This window comes from Bradyrhizobium sp. 27S5 (assembly GCF_037217225.1).
In the GTDB taxonomy this organism is placed as follows: domain Bacteria; phylum Pseudomonadota; class Alphaproteobacteria; order Rhizobiales; family Xanthobacteraceae; genus Bradyrhizobium; species Bradyrhizobium septentrionale.
Genome location: NZ_CP147715.1, coordinates 52,868 through 78,398, shown reverse-complemented (window position 1 = coordinate 78,398; position 25,531 = coordinate 52,868). Strand labels below are relative to the sequence as shown.

At 62.7% G+C, this 25,531-nt stretch carries 16 protein-coding genes, 5 pseudogenes and 1 other annotated feature; of the genes and pseudogenes, 13 read left to right on the top strand and 8 right to left on the bottom strand.

The window, feature by feature from the left end; translation table 11 throughout:
• Positions 1–370 precede the first annotated feature (370 nt).
• Both WDM24_RS43270 and WDM24_RS43265 read left to right on the top strand, forming a co-directional pair.
• A pseudogene (locus tag WDM24_RS43270) lies at positions 371–1,585 on the top strand (IS256 family transposase).
• A complete protein-coding gene (locus WDM24_RS43265; RefSeq protein ID WP_166107305.1) occupies positions 1,582–1,968 on the top strand; it encodes a type II toxin-antitoxin system VapC family toxin in 387 nt (128 codons plus the stop codon). The pseudogene WDM24_RS43270 and the gene WDM24_RS43265 overlap by 4 nt, the downstream one beginning before the upstream one ends.
• A gap of 31 nt (positions 1,969–1,999) precedes the next feature.
• Here the strand turns inward: WDM24_RS43265 and WDM24_RS43260 are convergent, their stop codons facing one another.
• From WDM24_RS43260 to traA, 3 genes are all read right to left on the bottom strand, one after another.
• Entirely contained in the window at positions 2,000–2,998 is a 999-nt protein-coding gene (locus WDM24_RS43260; RefSeq protein WP_338832594.1) for a TraH family protein, read from the bottom strand.
• A gap of 172 nt (positions 2,999–3,170) precedes the next feature.
• Complete coding sequence (gene traF, locus WDM24_RS43255; RefSeq protein ID WP_234633915.1) at positions 3,171–3,674, bottom strand: conjugative transfer signal peptidase TraF; 504 nt, start codon at positions 3,672–3,674, stop codon at positions 3,171–3,173.
• 95 nt (positions 3,675–3,769) lie between these two features.
• Positions 3,770–7,075 (bottom strand): Ti-type conjugative transfer relaxase TraA, encoded by a 3,306-nt coding sequence (traA, locus tag WDM24_RS43250; protein ID WP_338832593.1) that lies wholly within the window; start codon positions 7,073–7,075, stop codon positions 3,770–3,772.
• Between the two features lie 276 nt (positions 7,076–7,351).
• Between traA and traC the strand changes: the two genes are divergently transcribed.
• The 8 genes from traC (at position 7,352) to WDM24_RS43210 (ending at position 13,136) form a co-directional block, all read left to right on the top strand.
• Positions 7,352–7,648: a conjugal transfer protein TraC gene (gene traC / locus WDM24_RS43245; protein ID WP_166107075.1), complete on the top strand. Its 297-nt coding sequence runs from the start codon at positions 7,352–7,354 to the stop codon at positions 7,646–7,648.
• Positions 7,623–7,868, top strand: a complete 246-nt coding sequence (gene traD / locus WDM24_RS43240; protein ID WP_414645817.1) for a type IV conjugative transfer system coupling protein TraD — start codon at positions 7,623–7,625, stop codon at positions 7,866–7,868. Before traC ends, traD begins: the two co-directional genes overlap by 26 nt.
• Complete coding sequence (gene traG / locus WDM24_RS43235) at positions 7,855–9,834, top strand: Ti-type conjugative transfer system protein TraG (protein WP_338832592.1); 1,980 nt, start codon at positions 7,855–7,857, stop codon at positions 9,832–9,834. Before traD ends, traG begins: the two co-directional genes overlap by 14 nt.
• Positions 9,835–9,924: 90 nt before the next feature.
• Positions 9,925–10,341 carry a thermonuclease family protein gene (locus WDM24_RS43230; protein WP_224581113.1) on the top strand — a complete coding sequence of 139 codons (417 nt, stop codon included), beginning with the start codon at positions 9,925–9,927 and terminating at the stop codon, positions 10,339–10,341.
• Positions 10,342–10,584: 243 nt separating this feature from the next.
• A complete protein-coding gene (locus WDM24_RS43225; protein ID WP_029084652.1) occupies positions 10,585–10,845 on the top strand; it encodes a WGR domain-containing protein in 261 nt (86 codons plus the stop codon).
• A gap of 125 nt (positions 10,846–10,970) precedes the next feature.
• Positions 10,971–11,108: a hypothetical protein gene (locus tag WDM24_RS43220; protein WP_166107071.1), complete on the top strand. Its 138-nt coding sequence runs from the start codon at positions 10,971–10,973 to the stop codon at positions 11,106–11,108.
• 439 nt (positions 11,109–11,547) lie between these two features.
• Complete coding sequence (locus WDM24_RS43215) at positions 11,548–11,967, top strand: CopG family transcriptional regulator (RefSeq protein WP_338832640.1); 420 nt, start codon at positions 11,548–11,550, stop codon at positions 11,965–11,967.
• A gap of 5 nt (positions 11,968–11,972) precedes the next feature.
• A complete protein-coding gene (locus WDM24_RS43210) occupies positions 11,973–13,136 on the top strand; it encodes a PHB depolymerase family esterase (RefSeq protein ID WP_338832639.1) in 1,164 nt (387 codons plus the stop codon).
• Between the two features lie 7 nt (positions 13,137–13,143).
• Here WDM24_RS43210 and WDM24_RS43205 read toward each other — a convergent pair.
• Together WDM24_RS43205 and htpG are read right to left on the bottom strand one after the other, a co-directional pair.
• Positions 13,144–13,325, bottom strand: a pseudogene (locus WDM24_RS43205) (hypothetical protein).
• 521 nt (positions 13,326–13,846) lie between these two features.
• A pseudogene (gene htpG, locus WDM24_RS43200) lies at positions 13,847–15,319 on the bottom strand (molecular chaperone HtpG); the annotation flags it as partial.
• A gap of 58 nt (positions 15,320–15,377) precedes the next feature.
• Here htpG and WDM24_RS43195 point away from each other — a divergent pair.
• The gene (locus tag WDM24_RS43195) at positions 15,378–15,719 is read left to right on the top strand and encodes an IS4 family transposase (protein WP_224581103.1); all 342 of its coding nucleotides are present in this window, start codon (positions 15,378–15,380) and stop codon (positions 15,717–15,719) included.
• A gap of 45 nt (positions 15,720–15,764) precedes the next feature.
• On the opposite strand, the gene WDM24_RS43190 is transcribed toward WDM24_RS43195, so the two are convergent.
• Complete coding sequence (locus WDM24_RS43190; protein WP_338832638.1) at positions 15,765–19,886, bottom strand: Ulp1 family isopeptidase; 4,122 nt, start codon at positions 19,884–19,886, stop codon at positions 15,765–15,767.
• A gap of 332 nt (positions 19,887–20,218) precedes the next feature.
• Here WDM24_RS43190 and WDM24_RS43185 point away from each other — a divergent pair.
• Positions 20,219–20,703: pseudogene (locus WDM24_RS43185) on the top strand (transposase); the annotation flags it as partial.
• Positions 20,502–20,619, top strand: a sequence feature (AL1L pseudoknot). Its footprint overlaps the pseudogene before it by 118 nt.
• Here WDM24_RS43185 and WDM24_RS43180 read toward each other — a convergent pair.
• A pseudogene (locus tag WDM24_RS43180) lies at positions 20,699–20,885 on the bottom strand (IS6 family transposase); the annotation flags it as partial. The pseudogenes WDM24_RS43185 and WDM24_RS43180 overlap by 5 nt on opposite strands.
• 651 nt (positions 20,886–21,536) lie before the next feature.
• Positions 21,537–22,565, bottom strand: coding sequence for an IS110 family transposase (locus WDM24_RS43175; RefSeq protein WP_338832637.1), 1,029 nt, complete (start codon positions 22,563–22,565; stop codon positions 21,537–21,539).
• A 1,922-nt stretch (positions 22,566–24,487) separates the two neighbouring features.
• Here WDM24_RS43175 and WDM24_RS43170 point away from each other — a divergent pair.
• Positions 24,488–25,516 carry an IS110 family transposase gene (locus tag WDM24_RS43170; RefSeq protein WP_248594498.1) on the top strand — a complete coding sequence of 343 codons (1,029 nt, stop codon included), beginning with the start codon at positions 24,488–24,490 and terminating at the stop codon, positions 25,514–25,516.
• Positions 25,517–25,531: the final 15 nt, after the last annotated feature.

Here is a 25,531-nt window from a genome sequence, read left to right as displayed (position 1 = left end):
GCGGAGAGAGCGGGATTCGAACCCCCGATAGCGTTCGGCCGCGCGCCTTTTGTCGAACCCGTTGTTCTAGTGGCGATGTTGAATGGCCGCCCGCAACAATCCTTCCTATCCACTGAGCCCGCCCAGTGTGCTGAATCATCCGACAAGCTTTGCCGGGCGTGCGCTTTGAATACGAGATTGCGATTTTCAGACGATACACAAATTGGACACCCAGTTTTCTCCGGTCACTAACTAGCTGCCTTCGTCTGGCGATGACCGGATGAGCTGCTCGGGGGATGTCCCGGGTTCTGTTGAATTTCTGAAGAGGTCGGCGTTGCCCACCTTGAGCCGGTAGGCTCGGGGTGCTGATTCCACAAAGGAGAGCAACGCCATGACGAGAGATATCACACCGGCTGGTTCGTCGGCGACCGGGGCGGTGGACGAAGCGTTTGCAGAAGTGCGGGCGAGCTTCGATCGGTTCTGCCTTGCGGCAGGGATCGAGGCGCTCGGCACGATGATGGAGGCGGATGTTGTGGCGGGCCGCGCCACGATCGCGAGGCGGCGCGGCGGACGCACCTTGGGCCGAACGCGGGGACGGATCGGCTTCCACGGCGGCAAGATCGAGGTCGAGCGCCCGCGGGTCCGGGGCGTGGATGGCGGCGAGGTCACGATCCCGAGCTGGGAAACGGCGGCGCAGGAGGATTGGCTCGGTCGCTGGGCGATGAACCTGATGCTGATCAATGTGTCGACGCGCCGGTTCGGCCGCGCCGTCCGGCTGCCCGAAGGTGACGTGCCGGTACCGCCCGGATCGGGGGTTTCGAAGTCGGCGGCCTCGCGGAGGTTCGTAGCGCTGTCGGCGGCGCGGCTGGCTGACTTCATGGCTGCCGATCTGTCCGCGCTCGACCTTCTGGTGATCCAAATCGACGGGCTGCATCTCGGCGACGATCTCGTGCTGGTCGCCGCGATCGGAGTTGACGGCGAAGGCAACAAACATCCGCTGGCGCTGGTGGAAGGGGCGACCGAGAATGCCGCCACGGTTCAAGCCCTGCTGGACAACCTGGTCTCGCGCGGGCTCGACCCGACGGTGCCAACACTGTTCATCGCCGACGGCGCGAAGGCGTTGTCGAAGGCGATCCGCCGCACCTTCGGTTCGGCCGCTGCGATCCAGCGCTGCCAGATCCACAAGGCGCGCAACATCATGGAACGCCTGCCGAAAGAGCATCATGCGGCCACCCGTCGGGTGCTGCGCCAGGCCTGGGAGCTCGATGACGCCGACAAGGCTGAAAAATTGATCCGCAATCTCGCGCGTCGACTCGACCAGCAATGGCCCGGTGTAGCGGCGAGCATCCTTGAAGGCCTCGACGAAATCCTGACTGTCGTCCGGTTGAAGTTGCCGAAGGAGCTTCGTCGATCGCTCGCCTGTACCAACATCGCCGAGAACATGATGGGCACCATTCGCCGCGTCACGCGCAACATCAAACGCTGGCGGGATGCCGGTATGGCCTTGCGATGGGTCGCGGCCGGCATGATCGAGGCCAACAAGGGCTTCCGACCGCGACGGCGCGCCCGGCACAATTGCGAGCGCCAGGCCGCTCTGCCGAAATGATCATCGACACCTCGGCCATGGTGGCGATCCTCTACCGCGAACCTGAAGCGGAAGCCTTCGCCCGTCTCATTCACGATGCCGACGCCTGCCGCATCAGCGTGGCGAACCATGTCGGGCTGTCGATGGTGATCGAGAACCAGCTCGGCCCGGAAGGAATGCGGCAGGCCGAGGCCTTCTTCCGCCGAGCCGGCATCACGGTCGAGCCGGTGACGGTCGAGCACGGCGAACTTGCCCGACAGGCCTTCCTCGATTTCGGGAAAGGGCGGCACAGAGCCGGCCTGAACTATGACGATTACTTTTCCTACGCTCTGGCGAAGGCCACCGGCGAGCCGCTCTTGTTCAAGGGCAATGATTTCAGCCTGACAGACATCGCGGCAGCATAGTCTCCGCTGGATACGCAGAGTCCTACTGCATTCACGGAGCGCGCCCGCCGATGCCGGACAGATCAATACGGATGCCCGATTTGTGGGGATCGCCGGGCGCCGGCTCCTGCGGTGACGGTGATGGTGCCGCCGCAGCCGGCTGAGACGCCTCCTCCCGCTTCGGCTCCGGCGGCTTCGGTCCGCCAGGATCGGGAGCGGTAAACACCGCCGTCCCCTCAAATTGCCCGCGCGTCCAGGCCTCGACCGCGTCGTCGAACATCTGTGACATGACGCTATCGTCGGTCGGATTGCCATACCATTTCCAGACGATCCGCCAGACCTTGCCGAAGAGGGCCGTGCCCGCGCGGATGTTCTTGCAAGCGTCGAACAGATCCGGCGACATCTCCGATGGATCCTTCACGCCGAGACCGGCCGGATACTGCGTGATGCCGACGCGCACGACGGCTCGACCGATATGGCTGCGGGCGAGTTCGAGCGCCTCCTCCGGGGTTTTGACCGGCGGCAGCAGGATGATGCGATCGCCGCTGCGCACCATCACGGCAAGCGGATCGGGCGCTCCCGCGGCATGCAAGAATTTCTCGACGATGGCGGGTTTTAGGGTGGGATCGGCACATTTCTGGATGAGATCGGCATCAACGGCCATGGGCGAATTCCTGTTCAGAGGTTGAAGACGGTGACCGCGGGGAAGACCGAACAGCCGGGCCCAAGCATCGGCCAGGGCAATGGCGGCCACTGGCCAAGCCTTCGTCGTCATGACGAGCAGGCCAGTTGCGGTCGCCGCAAGCCCCCACCATCCCCATCCGGGAAACAACACGCCGGCCGCCCTGATCGGATGCGCCCATCCGACGATGCCGAAGGGCGGAACCGCCATCAGCACGGCCGCGATCAGATAGCAGAACGCCTTTTGGCTTCCCGGCCGGGGACTCCATAGGACGGCATGGACCGCGACGAAGCAGACGGACGCGGCGCCCCACAGCAAAATGCCGGCCCAGACCGACGCGCCGAAGAAGGTCGCAACGCCCTGGCGCAAGCCACGCGAAGCCGCCAGGAAATATCCCATCGCCACCGACGCGGCACGATCCTGCGACCACGCCCAGAGCGCTGGAAACAGCATCGCGAGCGGCAATGCGAGGACATCCCCGCTCCAACCGATCCAGCCGACGAGGACCGCCGCGACGGCGAGAAGGAGCGCGCGCCGGCGATCAGGGATCGAAAGTGAGGACCGGCCGCGCCAGGCCGAGGAGACCGGCCTCCGGAACCGGCCCAAAATACCTCGAGTCATAGGAACCTGCGAAAGTGGAGTGAAGGAAGAAATTGCCGGGCGGAACGACGCCCCCAGCCCAAGGCGGAAGCGGTCGTCCCTGACCGTCGACGGGGCTGAGGCGCAATCGGGGCAGAAGCACGCCGTCGATCATGACCACGGCGCCGATGTCGATGCGCGCACCCGAGAGCGCACCGACAGTCTTGATGAGCGGCGCGGCGCCGCCGGAGCATGGCCCCCGCCGAAAGTATCCGCGCTCGAGGCCGAAGACGGAAACCGGCCCAGGCGGCGGACAGACGAACACGAGATCGCCGGCGACGACTTGCCGATCGATCGGCACGATCCGCCACAGCCCGAGCGGCTCGCTTGGCGTCAGGTTGAGGCGCAAGCCGCCGAGCCAGGCGATGCCGGCGATCGCAATCATCGCCACGCCGCCGGCCGCCATGATCGCGGATGCTCGCCGACGCTGAACACAGCCTTTCCTTCTGGTCGCGGCATCCGACCCTGACGGCTCCGATCGCCGCTCGGCGGTCGAGGTCATCACAGCGACAACCCCGGACGCCGCGCCTGCCGAAGGATGTCGGCTTCTTTCTGCGCCTCCGCGGTTCGCTGCTGAGCCGCGAGCTGCTGCGCGGTTCTCAGATCGGGCCAGGCGGCTTTGAGCTCCTCCTTCTGCGCGGCGTTCGTCCCGCCGGAAATCGCCTCGAAAACCTTGCCGTCGGCATCCTTGGCCGAGAGGCCGACGAGGGCGCGCTCGCCGAACCGCTCGGACACGGCACGCGCAAAACCTTCCAGCTCCGCCTCGATCATCTTGTCCTCGAGCGCGAACTCCAGGGCAGAGGGCAGGTCGTTCCGATCGATGGCGTCGCGGATGCGCTCGAGTGTCTGCTTCGCCGACGGCGACAGCGCCGGAATGTCGACAGCGACCTTCAGCCGGGCGGCGCGCTCCTCCGCCTCGTAGCGATGTTCCGCCTCCGAGCGCAGCCGCAAGAACCGCTCAAGATCACGGGCGAGCGCCGGCACGTTGAGGTCCGCCCGCTGCCTGTCCTGCTTGTCGGCACGGCTGGCCAGAAGGCCGGTTTTGCCCTTCAGCGCACCGAAGCTGTCGGGCTTCTCCGCGAGTTTCGACAGGGTGGATTGCGCAGTCGCCTTGTCCTTCAGCATGCTGTCGATATCGACCTTGCGGAACGAGGCTTCGGGATCGGCGAAGACGAAGCGGAAGCGGGTCGAGATCTCCTCCCATTGCTTCTTCAAGGCGGGATCGGCGGCGAGCTTGTCCTCGACAACCTGGTCGATCGATTTGGCGAAGGTGGTGATGCCGGCGACCATCGGCTTTGCCTCCTTTGTGCCGTTGGGAATCGTCTGTTTCCGAGCTGCGCCGAGGCCAAGCCGGGCGCCGAGCGCGAGGAGCCGCGCTCCGAGATCGGCGAGCCTGGAGCTCTGCCGGACGGTCCAACGAACCTTGTCGGCGACGAGGGTGCGGGCGACACGCATGAGATGGAGACCGCGCGCTTCGGCAAAGCGCAGCGCGGCGCGATAGGAAGGGCCGCGCTCATAGTCGAGGGTGGTTTCTTTCGCCCGGCTCTGCGACAGGATCTTGGTGAGCCCGCCGGCCTTTCCGAAGGAAATCGCCCCGTAATAGAGAGCGACATTCTCGCGATGGCGGGTCAGCGCGACATAGGCAAGATGCCGGTCGAGCGAGAGCGTGGCGAGCACCTTCACCCGGTCGACGGTCGCGCCCTGGCTCTTGTGGATCGTGGTGGCATAACCATGGTCGACGTTCGCATAGAAGCGCTGGTCGACCTCGACGCGGCGCTGGCGTTCGCCCTCGCCGATTATCGCCGCGAACCAGCCCGACCGCGCCTCGATGACACGCGCGATCATGCCGTTCTTGACGCCGAGCGACCCCTCGTTCTTCAGGAAGACGATCTGGTCGCCGGCCGAGAACTTGCGCTGGCCGTCCTCAGTGCAGAACGCCTGACCATCCTCGACGAGGCCGCGCTCGATCAGCTTCGCCCGCGCCATGTTGTTGAGGGCGCGGACATCGCGCCGGAGATGGGCGAGGATCAGGATGGATTTCGCCGGATCGTAGTCGCGGTTCCAGTCCTCGATCAGCGCCGTGACGGCTTGCGCCTTGAACTTGCGCGCTTCCAGCTTGCCGTTCGCGCCATAGGCCTGCAGCGCCTCGGCAACGCGGCCCCGCGCGAGATCGAGCGAGGCATCGCGCATCCATTGCGCGCGCTGGCGATAGATGGTTTTGAGTTCGGCATAGCCGGTGCGCGCCACGATGGCGCGGAACGCAGCACCGGCCTCGATCGGTTGAAGCTGATCGGGGTCGCCGACGAGCACCAGTTTAGCGCCGGTCTTCACAACCGCTTCGACGAACAGCGCCATCTGCCGCGACGACACCATGCCGGCCTCGTCGAGGACAAAGATGGTCTTGTCGTCGAGTTGCTCGCGCCCGTTCGACCAGGCAAGCTCCCACGAGGCCAGCGTGCGCGAGGCGATGCCTGCTTCCTTCTCCAATCCCTCGGACGCCTTGCCGGCAAGCGCGCCGCCGACCACACGATAGCCGGCCGCTTCCCACACTTCGCGCGCCGCCTTCATCATGGTGGTCTTGCCGGCGCCGGCGCGCCCGACCACAGCCGCGATCCGCCCCTCACCGGCGACATGCGCGATCGCGACGCGCTGCTCTTCCGACAGACGGTCATGACGCTCGAAGGCCGCCGCCAGCACTTTCTCCCGGACGCCATGCGAGGATCGGCCGGCAAGCCAGACGGCGCGATGCGCCATCTCGGCTTCGAGCCTGATGAGCTCGCGCGTCGTGTATTTGGCGGGCTCGCGGATTCCGGTCTCAAGCGCGATGCGCTCGCCCTCCAGCCGCAGCACATCCGGGTTCTGGAGGATACGCGCCATCAGATGCTGGAAAGTTCCGGCATCGTCGACATAGCGGTGCACCACCCTGGCGATGTCACGCTCGGTGAAGACGCTCAGCTCGCGCGTGACGAGATCGAGCACGATCTCAGGACGCCGCAGCATCCGCTCACGGTTGTCGGCCTTTCGTTCTTCGTGGAGCGCGATACGCTCGAGCTTCGGGGACCAGCCCGCCTTCTTTCCTTTCCGGTCGATCGCCTTGGTCGACACGCCGATATGCGTCGTCGGGGCAAGATCGATGCCGCGCTCGGCATAGGAGCGGCCATCGACGCGGATCTCGAGGCCGGCGAGCGCCAGATGCTTGTTCTGAAGGTCGAGCCAGCCTTCGCGTTGCTCGAGGAACTCGGCCTTCTCTCCCGACCAAAGCCGGTAAACGATCTTGCCGAAATCGTTGCGCAGGGGTGCGCCATCATCACCGATGACCGGCACCTTCTTCGGCCCAAATCCGTTGTCGCCGAGAGGGCGAAGAGTGGTCATCAGATGGATGTGCGGATTGCCGGGCTCGTCATGGAAAACCCAGTCGGCGACCTGTCCGCGCGCGAGGACCTGGGTTGCGACGAACTCCCGCACCAGGGCGATGTTCTGGTCGACGGTGAGTTCGACCGGCAGGGCGATGATGAATTCCTTCGCGAGCTGCGCATCGGAGCGTTTCTCGAAAGCCTCGATTGCGTTCCAGAACGCCTCGGCGGCGCCGGCGACCGAGCGGTCGGCGATCAGCTCACGCGCCCATTGTGGGCCATCCGGCGGCAACAGGAATTCCTCATGCCGCAGGCCCCGCTTGGTGGAATAGTCGACGGTCCGCCCCTCCGCCTGATGCTCCATGCGCGCGCAGTGCCGGTACGCTGCCGACAGCACGGCGCTGCGGCCGGAACCGCGCGAAATGAGCTGGGGCGTGAAATGCGTGATGGCCAAGGCGGCGCGATCTCCCGGACGAGGGCGGAACACAGATGCTCGTCGGGGGCGGCGGCAGGGCCACGCCAGGGTGGGACACCCCGGCAGGCGGGAAAACAGGACGTCGCGGATGCGACGTATTACTGCGCCCTTGGACCGCTCTCATCGAGCGGCCGGGATGATCTCAAGCGGCGTCGGCTTTGCCGACTAGCTTTTTTATTAGTCGCTCGGGCCAGCGACTTCCGAAATCCTCCGCGCAGTCCCGCAACACTGCCCAGCACGGAGGCTCAACCGGAAATGAAGAAACCGTCGTCGAAGATCCGCGAAGAAATCACTCGCCTCCAGGAACAGTTGAAGGCCGCAGAGACACGCGAGGCCGAGCGGATCGGGCGCATCGCGCTCAGGGCCGGACTCGGTGAGATCGAGATCGAGGAAGGCGAGCTTCTGGCCACGTTCGAGGATCTCGCCGGCCGGTTTCGCGGGAAGGCAGGGAAGGCGACCGGAAGGAAGGGAGCCGAGGCCGGAGGCGATCCGAGCGCTCCTGCCGCGAAGGTCGCGTCTGGCGCGCATGCGAATGGCGCTGGCGAGGTATGAGCGCATGCGCCAGGCGTCATCCTCCGAGGCCCGCAAGAAGGACACGCGCGAGAAGATCGAGCTCGGTGGCCTGATCGCAAAGGCGGGGCTGCGCTACGAGAAGCGCGCGGTCCTGCTCGGCGCGCTGATCGAACTCGGTCGCCGGCTGAGAACCGACGAAGCCGAGCGAGCACGGCTTGCCGCGATCGGGGCGGAGGCGTTCGGCCGTGACGGCGAATAGGCTCCTTCTGCTGATCGTGCCGATGGCCCTGATGCTCGGCGCGATCTTCGGGTTGACCGGAATCGGGCATGGGCTTGCCGGCCTCGGCAAGACGGAGGCGCAGCGTCTCCTGTTCGCCCGCGCCGGGCTGGCGATGCCCTATATCGCGGCAGCAGGGATCGGCGTCATCTTCCTGTTCGCCACCGCCGGCTCCGCGAGTATCCGCGCGGCGGCGTGGAGCGTCGTCGCAGGATGCGTATCGGCGATTTCCATCGCCCTCGCGCGCGAAGCGATGCGCCTGTCCGGGGCTCCCGAGACCATCGTCCCTGGCCGATCAGCGGTGGCCCAGATCGACCCGGCGACCATGGTCGCAGCCAGCGTTGTGCTGATGGGCGGCATCTTCGCGCTCCGCGTCGCCGTGAAGGGCAATGCCGCCTTTGCGGCGCCAGACCCGAAGCGCGTTCGCGGCCGTCGCGCGCTGCACGGCGACGCGGACTGGATGTCGATGCCAGAAGCCGCACGGCTCTTCGGCAACGCTGGCGGCATCGTCGTCGGCGAGCGTTACCGCGTCGATAGGGACAGCGCGGCAGCTCAGCCGTTTCGCACCACGGATCGCCAGAGCTGGGGGTTCGGCGGCCGCCCGCCGCTGCTCTGTTTTGACGCCTCTTTCGGCTCGTCGCACGGCATTGTCTTCGCCGGTTCCGGCGGCTTCAAGACGACGTCGGTGACGGTTTCGACCGCACTCAAATGGGGCGGCGCGCTCGTGGTCCTCGACCCGTCCAACGAAGTCGCGCCAATGGTGATCGCCCATCGGCGCGCGGCGGGGCGCACCGTGCATGTGCTCGATCCACATGCGGGACAGCGAACCGCGCAAGGTCGTCCGCCAGAAGCAGCCCAGGAAGCAACGAACCTGCCGCGAACCGGCTTCAATGCTCTCGACTGGATCGGTCGTTTCGGCGGCACGAAGGAGGAAGACATCGCCGCCGTCGCCTCATGGATCATGAGCGACAGCGGCGGCGCCCGCGGTGTGCGCGACGATTTCTTCCGCGCCTCGGCGCTGCAGCTTCTGACCGCGCTGATCGCCGATGTCTGCCTGTCAGGGCATACGGAAGACAAGAACCAGACGCTTCGCCAGGTCCGCGCCAATCTGTCCGAACCGGAGCCCAAGCTGCGCGCTCGTCTGCAGGCGATCTACGACAATTCGGAATCGGCCTTCGTGAAGGAGAACGTTGCCGTCTTCGTCAACATGACGCCGGAGACGTTCAGCGGCGTCTACGCCAACGCCGTCAAGGAAACCCACTGGCTTTCCTATCCGAACTATGCCGCGCTCGTGTCCGGCTCGACCTTCGTCAGCGACGATCTCGCCGGCGGCCAGACCGACGTGTTCATCAATCTCGACCTGAAGACGCTGGAGACCCATGCCGGACTCGCCCGCGTCATCATCGGCTCCTTCATGAACGCGATCTACAACCACAACGGCGCGGTGACGGGACGGGCTTTGTTCCTGCTCGACGAGGTGGCACGCCTCGGCTTCATGCGCATCCTGGAGACCGCCCGCGACGCCGGCCGCAAATACGGCATCACGCTCCTCCTGTTGTTCCAGTCGATCGGTCAGATGCGCGAAACCTATGGCGGCCGCGACGCGGCAAGCAAATGGTTCGAGAGCGCGAGCTGGATCGCCTTCGCGGCCGTGAACGACCCGGAAACCGCCGACTACATCTCAAAGCGCTGCGGCATGACCACGGTCGAGATCGACCAGGTCAGCCGCTCCTCGCAGGCGTCCGGTTCGTCGCGGACGCGCTCGAAGCAGCTGGCCTCGCGGCCGCTGATCCAGCCGCACGAAGTGCTGCGCATGCGCGCCGACGAGCAGATCGTGTTCACCGCCGGCAACGCACCATTGCGGTGCGGCCGCGCCATCTGGTTCCGGCGCGACGATATGAAGGCTTGCGTCGGTCACAACCGATTCCAACCGGAAGAAAAAGCATGACGGCGCTGCGCTTTCTTGTTGTGGGAGCCAATGGCGATCATTGCGATCCTGGCGATCGCCATCGGTGTCCCCTCGCGGCATTCGCCGGATATGCCGGAGCGATACGAGACCACCACTTTGGTCATCCCGCCGCCTCTGCGGAGCGATACGCTGAGGGCCCGTTTCACGCTTTGCGATGGGCCGATCCGCGTGAACTGCGTCGTCGACGGTGACACATTCTGGTTCAGGGGTGATAAGATCAGGATCGCCGATATCGGCGCCCCGGAAATCTTCACGCCGCATTGCCGCGACGAGAGGCAGGCTGGCGAAATCGCCCGCGATCGGTTGCTGGTCCTACTAAACGCCGGCAGCTTCACGCTAGTCTCGGGCTGGCGCGACACTGACCGGTACGGGCGCAAGCTGCGCACGGTCACGCGCGCGGATCGTTCGCTTGGCGCGACGCTCGTCGAGGAAGGTCTCGCCCGGCGCTGGAACGAGCCGCGACGCGATTGGTGCGCCCTCGATTGATCGCGGCAGCCCGCCGCACACGCTACGATCATCGGTTTTCTCGACCGTGCCACCTACCGCGGGAGGATCGTCACCGGAGGACGAAACCGCATCGCGGGTTCGGTGCGCTTGGCGCATAGAGCCGTCCGCTCGCCAGAGCTGCCCGCCCCCAAAAGCCACCCTTCGCAAAAATGAATCAATATGCCCCTGATCGATTCAAAAAACTCATTGGACGCGGATTCTCCGATGCGGGATTCTGTCGTCATGATCGCGCAGCCCTACCAGCTCTATATCGAACGCACCGACGCCTCGAAGAACATGGCCCGGTTCTACGCCATGGCCATCGAACCGACGCTCTTCGGCGACATCTGCCTGACACGCCGCTGGGGACGGATCGGCGCACAAGGTCAGATGATGAAGCACAGCTTCGCGCGCGAGGACGAAGCGGTCAGGCTGTTCCTCGACCTGCTGCGCCAGAAGCGCAATCGCGGATATCATCCGAAAGGAAAGAAGGCGGCGACGTAACCAGATCGCTGTCTGCGCAGACGCGGTAGGCTCCCACCGGTTGGGTGGCGGCACCCACGGAACAGAGCCTCCGCGAAAGCGAAGCCGGCTCAGTGAGCCGGCCGTTCATCGTGCGGATTATATTCGTGGATGATGTCGAGGCCGTTACCTTCGTCGATCTCGTCGCTGGGCATGACGCCGTATTCGCCGTCGACCTGGAAGAGCGTGACCGGGACCATCAGGGTGCGGGCAAGGTTGAAGGCGTGGTTTTTGTGCGAGGCTGAGATAGGACATTGTCTTGAGGCTCCATCCGGAGCGGGGGAATTCCCGCTCGATGGCTCCTCGAAGGACCGGCCCCGGTCGCGATCACCGCGCCGGCATAAGCCAAGCGGCGGCACGCTTCGCGTAGCCGACCCCGCGCGGGTTGATCGTGGAAGATCCGGGGGTGGACCAGGACGCCATCGCACCCGCTTCGAGGAGCGCTTCTCCGCGGACCGAATGGCGCGCGAGTATGAAAGCGCGTACCGCGGATTGATTTCTGCCGCCGCCGGGAACTCGGCTGCGGCGTTCGCGGCGCCAAACGCTGAACGTCGGCGCGAGACGAGGCCGGCCGACGAACTGCCAGCGTCTAACCGATTTTTCGCTGCCCCCTTGAAAATAGCTCCTGAACATCCACATAAAATCCCTACGCCATCCCGATGGATGGTGAAAATGGATGCTTTCATGGTCGACAATGTGCGCGAGCTGCGACCTCGGATCCCCGATACAGAGAAGATCACGATCAACCTTGGCTATGTCGATCTGGGTCAGGTCGATCTGATGGTGCAGGAAGGGTTCTATTCGAACCGCACGGATTTCATCCGGACGGCCATCCGCAACCAGCTCGAACGCCACGCGGACGTCGTGAAGCAGTCGACGGTCCGAAAGGGCTTGGACTTGGGCGTGCGGAAATACACCCGCGAGGATCTCGAAGCGGCGCGGCGCGCCGGCGAGATGCTGCACATCAACGTGCTGGGTCTCGCGACCATCACCCAGGACGTCACCCCCGAGCTGGCCGGCGCCACCATTGCTTCGGTCTCGGTGCTCGGTGCCCTTCACGCCACTCCCGCGGTCAAGGCCGCCCTCTCCGACAGAACAAGGTGAATGCGATGCTGAGCCAGAACTTGATTTCCGAGGCCACGCGCCTCACGCTTACGGGCCAACTGGTCGAGGCCACCGCGCTCCTGCAGCGCATGCTCCGCGGCGAGTCGCCAGAACCGTCCCAAGCTCGTGTCTCGCCAGCTCGGCTCGAGCCGCCGACCATCGACGTGAAGGCCAGCGTCGTCGAGGAGAAGGAAAGCCGACGAACCACCCGGGTTTCTCCCGCTCCTTTGCAAAGCTTCGATCGCTTGAAAGACTTCCCCGGACTCAACCTGCGTGGTCCGATGACCCGCGCTCCGCCTGCCACGACGGATATCGCGCCCCAAGGCACGAGATTCATCGCAGGCACCTTCCGCAGCGCGAATGGAAGCCGGAATTACAAGCTGTTCGTCCCAAGCCGCTCCCAAGAAAAGCCGCTTCCTCTGGTCGTCATGCTTCACGGCTGCACCCAGTCGCCGGACGAATTCGCGGCCGGGACCCGGATGAATTTCCTGGCGGAAGAGCGAAATTGCTTCGTGGTCTATCCGGAGCAGCCCAGCGGAGCCAACCAGGCGAAATGCTGGAATTGGTTTCGCGCGGGCGACCAGCACCGGGACGGCGGGGAGCCTTCGCTGATCGCGGGCATCACTCGCCAGGTCATGCGGGACTATCCGATCGATCCGAAGCGGGTCTACGTCGCAGGTCTGTCGGCCGGCGGGGCGCTCGCCGCCATCATGGCAGCGACCCACGCCGATCTGTACGCGGCCGTCGGGATCCATTCCGGCCTCGCCTGCGGGGCGGCAAGCGATCTTCCCTCCGCGTTCGTCGCCATGCGGCAGGGAGGCGGGTCTGAAATTGCCGATGGTGGACCGCCAGTGCCGACCATCGTTTTCCATGGCGATCGCGACACCACGGTGCATCCGAACAACGGCGACCGGATTGTCGAGCAGTCCATCAAGGCGGCAGGTTTGAAAGCGAAGGTGAGCGACGGACGAGTGCCCCATGGGCACGCCTACACCCGCACGAACCTGACCGATCCGAGAGGGCGGGCCATCTCCGAGCATTGGAACGTTCACGGCGCCGGCCACGCCTGGTCGGGAGGCAGTCCCGCCGGCTCCTACACCGATCCCCGCGGGCCGGACGCGACGAGGGAGATGCTGCGCTTCTTCCTTGAGCATTCGCTCCCGGGTTAGTCGGGCTTCACAAAGCGCTCAGGTCGTCCGGCACGTCGCCGAACTCGCCGGTCGCCGGATCCCCGCTGCGGCTGAACGCGATCGCGCCGACGCAGCCGGGCTTGCGCGAGAGCGCCTCCGCCCGCATGACGGCCGCATTGGCGCTCAGGTCTCCACCGCTTCGCCGGCCGCTACCCCGTCGTCTGCCAGGAAGCGCGACCTAGCAGTTTACTGAAAAATCCAAGGAATTGGGCGTTTGTTCTGTCGCGGGTGCCATTGTTGGGATGATTTGTTTGAGAGTTTGAAGCGCTTTGGTGGTCTGGACGCCAAGTTGGCTACGCTGCAACCAGTTTGGGGATGAGGATCAGGTTGTAGGCGAGCCGCCAATTGCGACGTTGAAGACGCGACCTCCGCCCCCTGCGGGCCTTCCCAATTCCCCGAATCACCATTCCGACGTGCCGTGCCCACCCCGGCAGATCGAGACAGGTGCTCGTGTCGGTTGCTACCTGTCCCACGCTGCCTTCCCCGAATCTCAGGCGGGTTGGCATCTGCAATTTCACTTTCGATATCTGCTCAGGCTTTCCTCACGTTACGGCCCAATGGATGCTCAACCGCCCTCGGCGGCCTTTGCTCAGACAAGCCGCTTGCCAGCTACCAGATCAAACCTACTGTCTGGGTGGCACCTTCCTCCATTGGTGATCCGCGCCGTTGGGCACACTGAGAATTGCGAGTTACCCGAGTCCTTGCAGCACCAGCTGGTTCAACCTCGCCGCGAACGCAGCCGGGTCTTCCGGCAACTCGCTGTCGAGGATCTGCGCCTGCTCGAGCAGTAGCAGGCTGAGGTCGTCGACGACCTCTGAGCTAGCCTGGGCCCTGGTGATCGCCGTCACCAGCGGATGGCGCAGGTTGATCTCGAGGATCGGCTTGGTCCGCATGCCGCGGTTCTGCTGCGACAGGATGCGCTCGAGCTCGCGGCTCGGCCCCTGGCTGTCGGCAACGAGGCAGGAGGCCGAGCTGGTGAGGCGCGTTGAGACCTTGACGTCGCTGACACGCTCGCCGAGCGCGGCCTTGATCACCGCGATGGTGGCGGCTTCGTCGGCGGCCGGCTCGTCCTTTTTCGCCTCGTCCGCCTCGTCGACACGCGGGATCAGGTCGAGATTGAGATCGCCCTGGCTCAGCGACTTCAGCGGCTTGCCCTCGAACTCCGAGGGCATCGAGGTCCAGAAGGCGTCGACGGGATCGGACAGCAGCAGCACCTCGATGCCGCGCGCGGTCGCAGCTTCCAGCCGCGGATTGGACTTCAGCCGCTTGATGCTGTCGCCGACGAGATAATAGATCTCGGTCTGGTTCGGCTTGAAATCGGCGATGACCTGCTTCAGCGACCGCTTCTCGCCCGACGTGGTGGTGAAGCGCGACAACGCGAGCAGCTTTTCGCGACGCTCGAAATCCTCATAGATGCCTTCCTTCAGCACCGCGCCGAAGGCGTCCCAGATCTTGGCAAAGTTCTCCGGATCCTTCTCGGCGAGGCTTTCGAGCTCGGACACGACACGCGTCGCCACGGCTTTGCGGATCTGTGCGAGCTGCGGATTGTTCTGGAGCATCTCGCGGGAGATGTTGAGCGGGAGATCCTCGCTGTCGACCACGCCGCGGATGAAGCGGAGGTAACCCGGCAGCAGATCGGCATCATCGGTGATGAAGACGCGGCGGACGTAAAGCTTCACCCGGCCCTTCCGGTTCGGCTCGAACAGGTCGAACGGTTTCGTCGACGGCGCGAACAGCAGCACGGCGTAGGAATAGCGGCCCTCGGCGCGGTAGTGCAGCGTCATCGCGGGATCGTCGAAGGCGGAGTTGATCTGCTGATAGGCCTTCTTGTAGTCCTCCGCCGTCAGCTCGGATTTCGAGCGCTGCCACAGCGCGCTCGCCGAATTGATCTGGCGCGGTTCGCCCTCACCGGGCACGAGCTCAATGGGAAACAGGATGTTGTCGGAATAGGCACCGACGATGCGCTCGATCTCGTAGGTCTCGAGATATTTCTTCGCGTCGTCCTTCAGGTGCAGGACGATCTCGGTGCCGCGCACCACACGTGCCGCGTCCTCGTCGCTGGCCCGGGCGATCTCGAATCCGGAGCCGCCGGACGAGGTCCAGGTCCAGACATCGCTCTCGCCGGCGCGGCGGCTGATCACGACGATCTTGTCGGCGACCATGGCCATAGGCGCGGAATGTCGGCCAGACGTATTGCCTCAGGAAGTAATGTTACCCGGGATGAAGGTCTCGCAACTGCGGACCGCTCAGCGACTGACGAATCTGATCTCGGTATTCTGCATTGTGAGCTGGCGCATTTTTTGGATGACGATGCTTAATCGTTCAGCGCCAAATGCCTCACCGGAGTTTGTGCTGACCAAAGGTGAAATCCAATTGCTTGATCGGCTCGTCAAAGACAAGATTCCAGTCAGCGCACAACGAAAGACATTGTCGCATTATCTCATCAAGATCGCCAGGCTCGGCGGCTACCTCGCCCGTGCCAACGATCCGCCACCAGGGAATCTGATCATGTGGCGCGGATTGTCGCGAGTCATCGATATCGCAACGGGAGCGACACTCTGACTCAAAAATGTGGGTAATCGTAAGCTTCGTCGTATGCGTACGACATCAGCCCCCGAGTCGGTTCTGCAGCGCCTGCCGATTGGCAACGAGGCTGCTGAGGTTCAGCAGGTGTGGTGCTCGTCCTTGCTCCAATTGCCTAACCAGCGCCCGCGTGCCGTCCACCACGAAGACGCCGCAATCATAAGTGTTCAGCTGCTGGGTCATGCCGCGTGACTCCAGGCGGGCGCCCAGCCTTGCTGCGAGCTCTGCTGCGGGCGTGTTGTTGTATTCCCCCATGGAGTCGTAGCGATAGGCAACCGGCCTTTCGCGGTCGCGGCGATCAACAAACAGCAACGACCAATGGGTGCCGGGGAGATTCGTAGCACGGGCATTGTTCACTGGCAGGAACAGGAAGTCGGCTGTGTCGTCACCATTCTGATCATGGACGATGCGCTGGAATGCGCGTAGCATTTCGCTCTCGGTGCCCAAGCGCAGGCTAACAAGGGTTATGAGAGGATCCACGAACCGCGTCCGGGCGGCGAGATTCGGATTGTCCCCCCCCAACTCTTGCGCCAGGAGCTGGTAATCTCTCAGGACATGCTCGTCGCCCAGCCATTCCGTGTCCTCGAGCACCAGCCCGCGGCCGTGAGACGAGGCTGTCGGACCTAAAGCCCCGATCTGAGCATCGTAGGAGGTGCTCGGAAACGCCGGCACAGAATTAACATCGTCGCGTGATTCAGACGGCGTGGCCGCAGTCAGATCAACCAACGGAGGACCGCCGTAGGTGCTTGAGCGAGCCCTGGCAGCCTGCGCTGGCTCAAAGTGAGCATCGTCGCGCAACTCGGACGGTGTCGGCGCATTCAGAGCAAGAAATGGCTCAAGACCAGCGTAGATGTCTGAGGGAGCCCTGGTAGAGTGCGCTGGCGATGCTTCCAGCATCGGCCACATACTCCAATCAAAGTTGAGCGGCATCTGCGGCGACCAGGTTGAGGCGGACCAGGCAGGTTCCTGCTGTCCAGCTTGGACTATGTCCTGCGCCTGCTCCGGGGGAACCCCGGGCCACGGTGGGCCGTCTTCCACCATCAAACGCAGATCCTGATCATAACCTTCCGGGAGGACCAATGGCCGACTGACAGCTCGCTGCAGCGCCGTGGCATCTTGGTACCCACTCCCCTGCATCGTCGGCTGCGCCTGCCATGGCGATGCACCCAGTTGATGGGTGGGGGCCGACGTCAGCAGGCGACCGCCTGAAGCGACGATCTCGCTCAGTTGCCGCTCAATGGCAACGCCGTGCAGATTGTCTAGGGTCCTCGGCCTCTTCGCTGGCCTCAATTCAGCTGTGTCATGCTCATCGTTGATGAGGACCTCCTTGCTTGGCAGGAGGTTGCTCCTGGCAAGTGCACCGATCGGCTCGTCCGGGAACTGCTGGCGGTCGTAGCCCCAATTCAAGGGACGAATGGACTCTCCGGGATCCGATGACTGGTCATGGCGCGCGGCTGGCTCAAGAAGAGATGACGACGGGCCGGGTTCGTCCATCAGCTCCCAAAGCAAATCCTGATCGTAGCCTTCTACAGGAAGCAGCTCCTTTGGCCAACTGCCCGCGTCCTGCGACGCGCTGTGCTGCGCAGCGGCGCCGCCGACGGGCATCGGCTCCATCAGTGCCGCGTCTTCGGGATCAGGAACGGGGGAAATATGGCGCTCGCGCTCCATCGCTTTAGCGCCGGCCTGCGATTTTCGGAGATCAGCCAGTGCGGCACCGATATTCCGATTACCCCCGGCGTCCTTCCTATAGCTCTCGACATCTCCATCCAACGCCTTGCCGGAAAGCCGAGCAGAAATGCCCTTCTTGTTATTTTCACGCAGGTAGTCACTGAAACTGTTAAGAACAACTGCATAGGTACGTACGGTACCTGTCGCAGCTTTGTTTTTGTACTCTTTGATGAGAGCCACGTCCTGGGGATAAGGATTCAGCTTAGCGCGGCCTGCGATCGGCACGATCCCGCCCGTCGACTGCGAGGTCCGGAGATGATCTATTGCCGCAAGGAGTTTCGCGGGATCACCCTTTCCGATGAACTCGCGCGCATCAATGGTCAACGACTCGTCGTCGAGCCGAGCAGCAATGCCCTTTTTGTCATTTTCGAAGAGCCAGCGGCCAAACCTGCGAAGAGAACCTGCATAATCCTTGGTGGTGGCTTCAGCGGCCCCGCCCTTGATGAGGGCCTCCTCAAGCTCCGAAATAAGGGGAGCGTCCTCGGAATAAAGAGGCTGCTTCCTGCGAACCCCGGTTGATCGAGCCGGCTGCAGCGCCGAGGACGACGGGCCGGGTTCGTCCATCAGCCCCCAAAGCAAATCCTGATCGTGGGCTTCCGCAGGAAGCAGCTCCTCTGGCCAACTGCCAGCTTCCTGCGACGCGCGGTGCTCCGCAGCGGCGTCGCCGACCCGCCTCGGCTCCGTCAGGGCCGCGTCTTCGGGATCAGGAAAGGGGGAAATATGGCGCTCAAGCTCCATCGCCTTAGCGCCGGCCGACGATTTTCGGAGATGGGTCAGTGCGGCACCGATATTCCGATTACCCCCGGCGGCGTCTTTCCTATAGCTCTCGACATCTCCATCCAACGCCTTGCCGGAAAGCCGAGCAGCAATGCCCTTCTTGTTGTTTTCACGCAGGTAGTCACTGAAACTGTTAAGAACAACTGCATAGGTACTGGCGGTACCTGTCGTTGCTTCGTTTTTGTACTCTTTGATGAGAGCCGCGTCCTGGGGATACGGATTCAGCTTAGCGCGGTCTGCGATCGGCACGATTCCGCCCGTCGACTGCGAGGTCCGGAGATGATCTATTGCCTTAAGGAGTCTCGTGGGATTACCCTTTCCGAAGAACTCGCGCGCATCAATGGTCAACGACTCGTCGTCGAGCCGAGCAGCAATGGACTCTTTGTTATTTGCGACAAGCCAGCGGCCAAAGCTGCGAAGAGAATATACATTGGCCTTGGCGCTGATTTCGGTGGCCCCGCTCTTGATGAGGGCCTTCTCAAGCCCCGAAATAAGGGGACCATCCTCGGAATAAAGTGGCTGCTTCCTCTGCCTTCTCAAAACTCCAGTTGACTGAGCCGGCTGCAGCGCCGAGTGCGACGGACCGGGTTCGTCCATCAGCCCCAAAACCAAATCCTGATCGTAGCCTTCTGCAGGAAGCTTCTCTGGCCAACTGCCAGCTTCCTGCGACGCGCGGTGCTCCGCAGCGGCGTCGCTGACCCGCCTCGGCTCCATCAGGGCCGCGCGTTCGGGATCAGGACCGGGAGAAATATGGCGATCGAGCTCCATCGCTTTAGCGCCGGCCCGCGATTTTCGGAGATGAGCCAGTGCGGCACCGATCCGCCTATTACCACCGACGTCCTTCTTATAGTCTCCGACATCTCCATCCAACGCCTTGCCGGAAAGCCGAGCAGCAATGCCCTTCTTGTTGTTTTTACGCAGGTAGTCACTGAAACTGCTAAGGGTAAATGCATAGGTACTGACGGTACCTGTCGTTGCTTCGTTTTTGTACTCTTCGATGAGAGCCGCGTCCTGGGGATAAGGATTCAGCTTAGCGCGGTCTGCGATCGGCACGATTCCGCCCGTCGACTGCGAGGTCCGGAGATGACCTATTGCCGTAAGGAGTCTCGTGGGATTACCCTTTCCGAAGAACTCGCACGCATCAACGGTCAACGACTCGTCGTCGAGCCGAGCAGCAATGGCCTGCTTTTTGTTTTCAAAGAGCCAGCGGCCCAATCTAAGAAGATGACCTACATTCTCCTTGGCAGTGCGTTTGACAGCCCCCCCTTTGATGAGGGCCTCCTCAAGCCCCAAAATAAGGTCAGCATCTTGGGAATAAAGAGGACGCCTGCGGGTACCGTAAACCTCTGCTGACTGGCCAGGCTGCAGCGCCGAGGCGCCTGGCATTGGCCCGCCGCCTCCATCCTGCGACGCTGGAGGGCATTCGTGCCCGCTCGCCTGCATGATGGGCTGCGCCTCCGATGGCGATGCGGCGACTTGATGGGGGGGGGCCTGCATCAGCACACCATCACCTGGACGGGTGATCTCGCTTAGCTGCCGCTCAAAGGCCGCCGCGTCTGTCGACGGGGACACCGGTGCAGTCTCTTGCTGGGCGGCGCTGTTCGATTGTTGCTGCAGTCGGCTAGTTGAGGTGAAATCCATCCGTTCTCACTTTCGAAGATGTAGGCGAATCAGAGCTCGGTTTGGATCTCATGCGCGGGGCAATCGAGACGGCAGCGCGGCGACCAAATCCGCGGCACAGAATGAGCTCTCAACGTTGGATCCAGCAACAAACCACCGTGGGTCCGAACCGTCCGCGCCGCAGGCAGTCGGCCACTCGGATGTTCTTCCCCACAATTTTTGCTATGAGAGGAAGCTGTCGAGTACCTGACGAGCGCTGTCGGGCGACGTAAAAATTGGCTCTGACTCACTTTTGTTGCAGTCTGAACCGCCCCGGGTTTGCCGGAGGCTCCAACTCCCGAGAGGATGGAGCCATGACGAGCAAGACGACGAACAAGTTTTCACCCGAGGTTCGGGCCCGTGCGGTTCGGATGGTTCCGGATCACGCCAGCGAGCACCCTTCGCGGTGGGCGGCGGTGAGATCGATTGCCGCCAAGATTGGCTGCACACCGCAGACGCTACATGACTGGGTCAAGAAGGTCGAGATCGACAGCGGACAGCGGACGGCGTTCCGACGGAGATGGCCGAGAAGCTGAAGGCCCTGGAACGGGAGAACCGTGAGCTTCGACAGGCCAACGAGATCCTGCGCAAGGCGAGCGCTTATTTTGCGATGGCGGAGCTCGACCGCCGGTCCAAGCCATGATCGCCTTCATTGACGATCATCGTGGGGCGCATGGGGTCGAGCCGATCTGTCGGGTGTTGCCTGATCGCCCCCTCGACCTACCACGCCCATGGGGCCAAACGGCGCGATCCCGCCAGGCTGTCGACGCGCGCCAAGCCGGACGCCGCACTGAAGATCGCTCGCGCGAAGCGCGACGGAAGTCGGCAGTGACGGCTCCTGAATAGGGGGTGTGGAAAAGGCTCGCGTCCTGATCGTGAACTGACAGAAACCGTTGAGCCTGACGGGACGATTTAAAACGCTTCATGGCGTCGCCGCGTCGGCTGATGAGAATTCTCGGCCCAATTGTTGAGAGCTTTGTGGTCGTCCGTGAAGAATGCAGATCGGCCTGAGACGGAGGCAGAAGTTATCTCGATAAAGTATTCGATTTTGCAGGAAAGCCGGGTGTTGGGCCGCGGTTTCTTGCGTTTTGGGATTTTGCTTTCGAGCGATTCGTGATTCCCTGACGGCCGGTCATAGGCATTGAGGACGGCGATGAGAGCGCTTATCGTCTCCCTCAGACCTGTGAGCGTGCCGCGCTCGATGCCACTTGCAGCGGCCGTTCTCGATTATCAGAAGTACCGAGTGAAGACCTTGCCGGAGGTAGCATAGATGTCATTCGGCCCTTTAATTGCGGTTTGTTGTCAAGCTCACATTTTCGAACTCTCCAACGGCAAGGTGGTAGCGCCCGCGCCGTCGGAGCTGGTCGGGGTTGCGGAGACGGCGCGGGCGCGGCTGATACATGCTCTACTGGCCAGGCATTGGACAGTACGGGCTGGTTGATGTCTTCGCCGGGGTCATGGTCCTTTCCGAGGTCGCGCAGCGCCTCATGATGATGTCCGGGTCGGACGCCTCAACGTCTGCAGCGGAGTACAGTCGAGCGCCACCAGCCGAATGAACGAGGTCGCCACAACACCGTCCCAGCGGGACATCGCCAGTCCGGCAGACCGGACCAGGAACTTTACAAGATCGGATCAGACTTCCTTTGCTTGGCCCCAGTCAAACGATGTGCCGTCGACCCAGATGCAGTGCAGAACAACGGCGATCTTGCGCGCGATGGCGACCTTCGCCTTCCTCATGCCAATCCTCTTGGCGAGCTTCATTCCCCAGGCCTTAAGGGACGACCACTTCTTCGTTCGATAAAGCAGGACGGTCGCGGCCTCGAACAGGTAAGTTCGAAGAAGACGGTCGCCCCATCGTGATATTTTGCCATTGATGTCAGTTTCGCCAGATTGATTGCGCCGAGGTGTAAGACCTAGATAGGCGCCGACGCTCGATGCTGATCGGAATCGCGATGGGTCATCGATCGTATGGCGGAAGGTCAAGGCGGTCACCACGCCAACGCCAGGAACAGTCATCAGGCGGCGCGTCGTCTCATCCGACTTTGCCAACTGGCGGACTTCATTGTCGAAGTTGCTTTGCTGCTTACAGATCTGTTCATGGATCGACAGAAGCGGCACGATCACACCGAGGAGCTGATGATCTTTGCCCAATAGCTCACAGACCTGATTGCGAAACTGCAGTCCGATCGCACGTGGCAACAGCAAGCCGTATTCTTTGATCAGACTTCGGACCTGGTTCTCGATGTCTCGACGAATAGCCACGAGCCGGGATCTCGCGACGAGTATCGAGCGGATCCTCTGACTTTCCTCGCTCTTGACTTTGACCTCTCGATACCAGCCAACCCGCACCAGCTCGGCCAGACCTCGAGCATCATTCTGATCGCTCTTGTTCATGCGTACCGACAAAGCCGCGTGGGCATGCCGAGCGTCGATGCAAACCACCGGAAGATCGACCCTGCGAAGTTCATGCCACAGCCAACTCGCCATTGCGCCGGTCTCAAAGCCGATGCGCTCCGCCTGTGGCGCCCGCTTGCGAAGCAGTGCCGTGAGCGCCCCCGGGTCGGACTTGGCTTTCCCCTCGAACGAGACCTCGCCCGCTTCATTGACCACGCATACTGAAGTTTCTTTTTGCGCGACATCGAGTCCGACATATTGCTTCATGACAGCTTCTCCGAGAGCTCGATTCTAATGGAGCTTTCGTGTCACGAGCGCTGACCGCAATTACGTCATCGTCTGCAATATTGACCCCCTAGGCCGGGGGATCGGCGTCCAAAATTGCCCCCCCGCATTGCCTCATCGAAAATGTTACCGAACAATTCCGCTGATGACTGGGGCGGCGTTACCGAATCAGGTCGGTGGCGCCAATGGCGAGCGGGATCAGCATGGGCGCAAGGCGCGAGGTGTTGGCCGCGGTGGCGAGGCGCTACCGTGCGGCTGGACGAGTGGAGAAGGGACGGATCCTTGACGAGTTGACAGCAACGACGGGTTGGCACCGCAAGCACGCGGTGCGAGCACTGTCGGTTGCCGGAAGGGATAGGCCCAGACCCCCACTGGACGAAGGGGCAACGAGCCCAACCGAACCAGCGACAAGTCGGCGACGCAAATACGCCAGCGTGCGCGACGCGCTGATCGCGCTGTTGGAAGCCTCCGATCGCGTCTGCGGTAAGCGCCTCGTATCGATGATCCCAGTGCTGTTGCCCGCACTCGAGCGGCATGGCCGGCTGAAGCCAACGAGCGCAGAGCGTGCGCTGCTGACAACTCTGAGCGCGGCGACGATCGATCGGATGTTGATCGACGTTAAAATTGCGGCTGCTGGGGGGCGCCGGCGGCGAGTCGGATTCTACTCGGCGATTCGACGCGAGGTGCCGATCCGCACTTTCAATGACTGGGCAAACCCGCCGCCAGGCTTTTGCGAGATCGACATGGTCGCGCACGGTGGGACCAGCGTCGCCGGCTCGTTTATCCAGACTTTGACCATGGTGGACATCGCAACAGGATGGACGGAATGCCTGCCCCTGGTGACACGCGATGGCAGCCTCGTCGTGGAAGCGATGACGCGAGCACAGGGCCTGTTCCCGTGGGTGATCTGTGGCGCCGACTTCGATAACGACAGCGCGTTCATGAACGACGTCGTCGTTCCATGGTGCCGAGCACAGAAGATCGAGGTAACGCGGTCACGTGCCTACAAAAAGAACGATCAGGCTTTCGTGGAGCAGAAGAACGGTGCGGTGGTCCGGCGGCTCGTCGGATACGGGCGCTTCGACGGGGTCGAGACGGCCCGCGTGATGGCACGTCTCTACGCGGCGGCGCGCCTGCTGGTGAACTTCTTCCAGCCGTCATTCAAGCTCAAAGAGAAGCGCCGCGAGGGTGCCAAGATCATCAAACGCTATCATCCGCCTGCCACACCATACGAACGTGCACTGGGGCACCCGAAACTCCCATCAGCGGTCAAGCGCCGTCTGCGCCAGACGTATCGGACTCTCGATCCCATACAATTGCTTGCCACGATCCGCACGGCGCAGGAAGAGCTCGGCGAACGGATCGGCAAGCGCGGTCTTGCGAAGGTTCCCACCGTATCGCCGGCTGATCCGCTCTCGTTTGCCCGATCGCTCGGCACGGCGGCAAAAACCGCCGAAGTGCGGGGCACGCACCGCCGGCCGAAACGGCGATACAAAAAGCGTATTCGCATGCCCTCGAAGCTCGATCCCCATCTCGCGATCATCGAGAACTGGCTCGCCGTCGAGCCACAGCTCACTGCACTGGCCATCGTGGGCAGGCTCGCCACGATCGATCCTTCGATGTTCAGCGACAAGCAGCATTCGATCGTTCAGCGCCTGCTTCGGTCCCTCCGGCGGAAGGTGGCGGAGACAGCCATCGTATCCATGCCCGTGGATGAAATACGGCCCGAGGCTCGAGACCGGTCTGGGGCAGTTCGTAGACCTTCATCCCGGGTAACATTACTTCCTGAGGCAATACGAGGGGTCAAATTTGCAAACGATGACGTAATTGCGGTCGACGCTCGGGAGGAAGGTACTCTCGCTATAGTCGAGCTCTCGCAATCAAAAGGATTCGGAGCAGCTATGATGAAGCAATACGTTGGGCTGGACGTCTCGCAGAGGGAAACGGCGATATGTGTAGTTGGCGAGATGGGAAAAGTAATCTTCGAAGGAAAGGCCAAATCTGATCCGGTCGCATTGACCAACTTGCTTCGCAAGCATGCGCCTCATGCCGAGCGCATCGGATTCGAAACGGGCGCGATGGCGAGTTGGCTGTGGCATGAACTCCGCAGGGTTGATCTTCCTGTGGTCTGTATCGACGCTCGGCACGCGCACGCAGCCTTGTCGGTGCGCATGAACAAGAGTGATCAAAACGACGCGCGAGGCCTCGCCGAGCTGGTGCGGGTCGGTTGGTACCGGGAAGTGAAGGTCAAGAGCGAAGAAAGCCAGAAGATTCGTGCGATACTCGTTGCGCGATTTCGTCTCGTGACCATTCGCCGGGATATCGAGAACCAGATTCGCAGCTTGATCAAGGAGTATGGATTACTATTCCCTCGCGCAATCGGCCTGCAGTTTCGCCACCAGGTCCACGAGCTCTTGGGCGATGATCATCAGCTCCTGAGCGTGATATCCCCGCTCTTGTCGATCCATGAGAACGTGTGTCAGCAACAGAATAAGTTCGATGACCAAGTCCGCCGGTTGGCAAAACAGGACGAGACGACGCGCCGTCGGATGACGGTCCCGGGTGTTGGCGTCGTGACTGCCCTAACTGTCCGCCATACGATCGATGATCCCTCACGCTTCCGATCCGCTTCGACAGTTGGCGCCTATCTGGGGCTTACGCCGCGACGCAACCAATCTGGCGAAACTGACACCAACGGCAAGATATCCCGTTGGGGCGATCGACTTCTACGGACTTACCTATTCGAGGCCGCAACCGTTCTGCTGTACCGAACAAAGAAATGGTCTTGCCTCAAGGCCTGGGGCATGAAGCTCGCAAAGCGGATTGGGATGAGGAAGGCAAAGGTAGCCATTGCCCGGAAGATCGCCGTAATCCTGCACTGCATCTGGGTGGACGGCACATCGTTCGACTGGGGGCAGGCGAAGGAGGCATAATCCTATTTTCTAAGC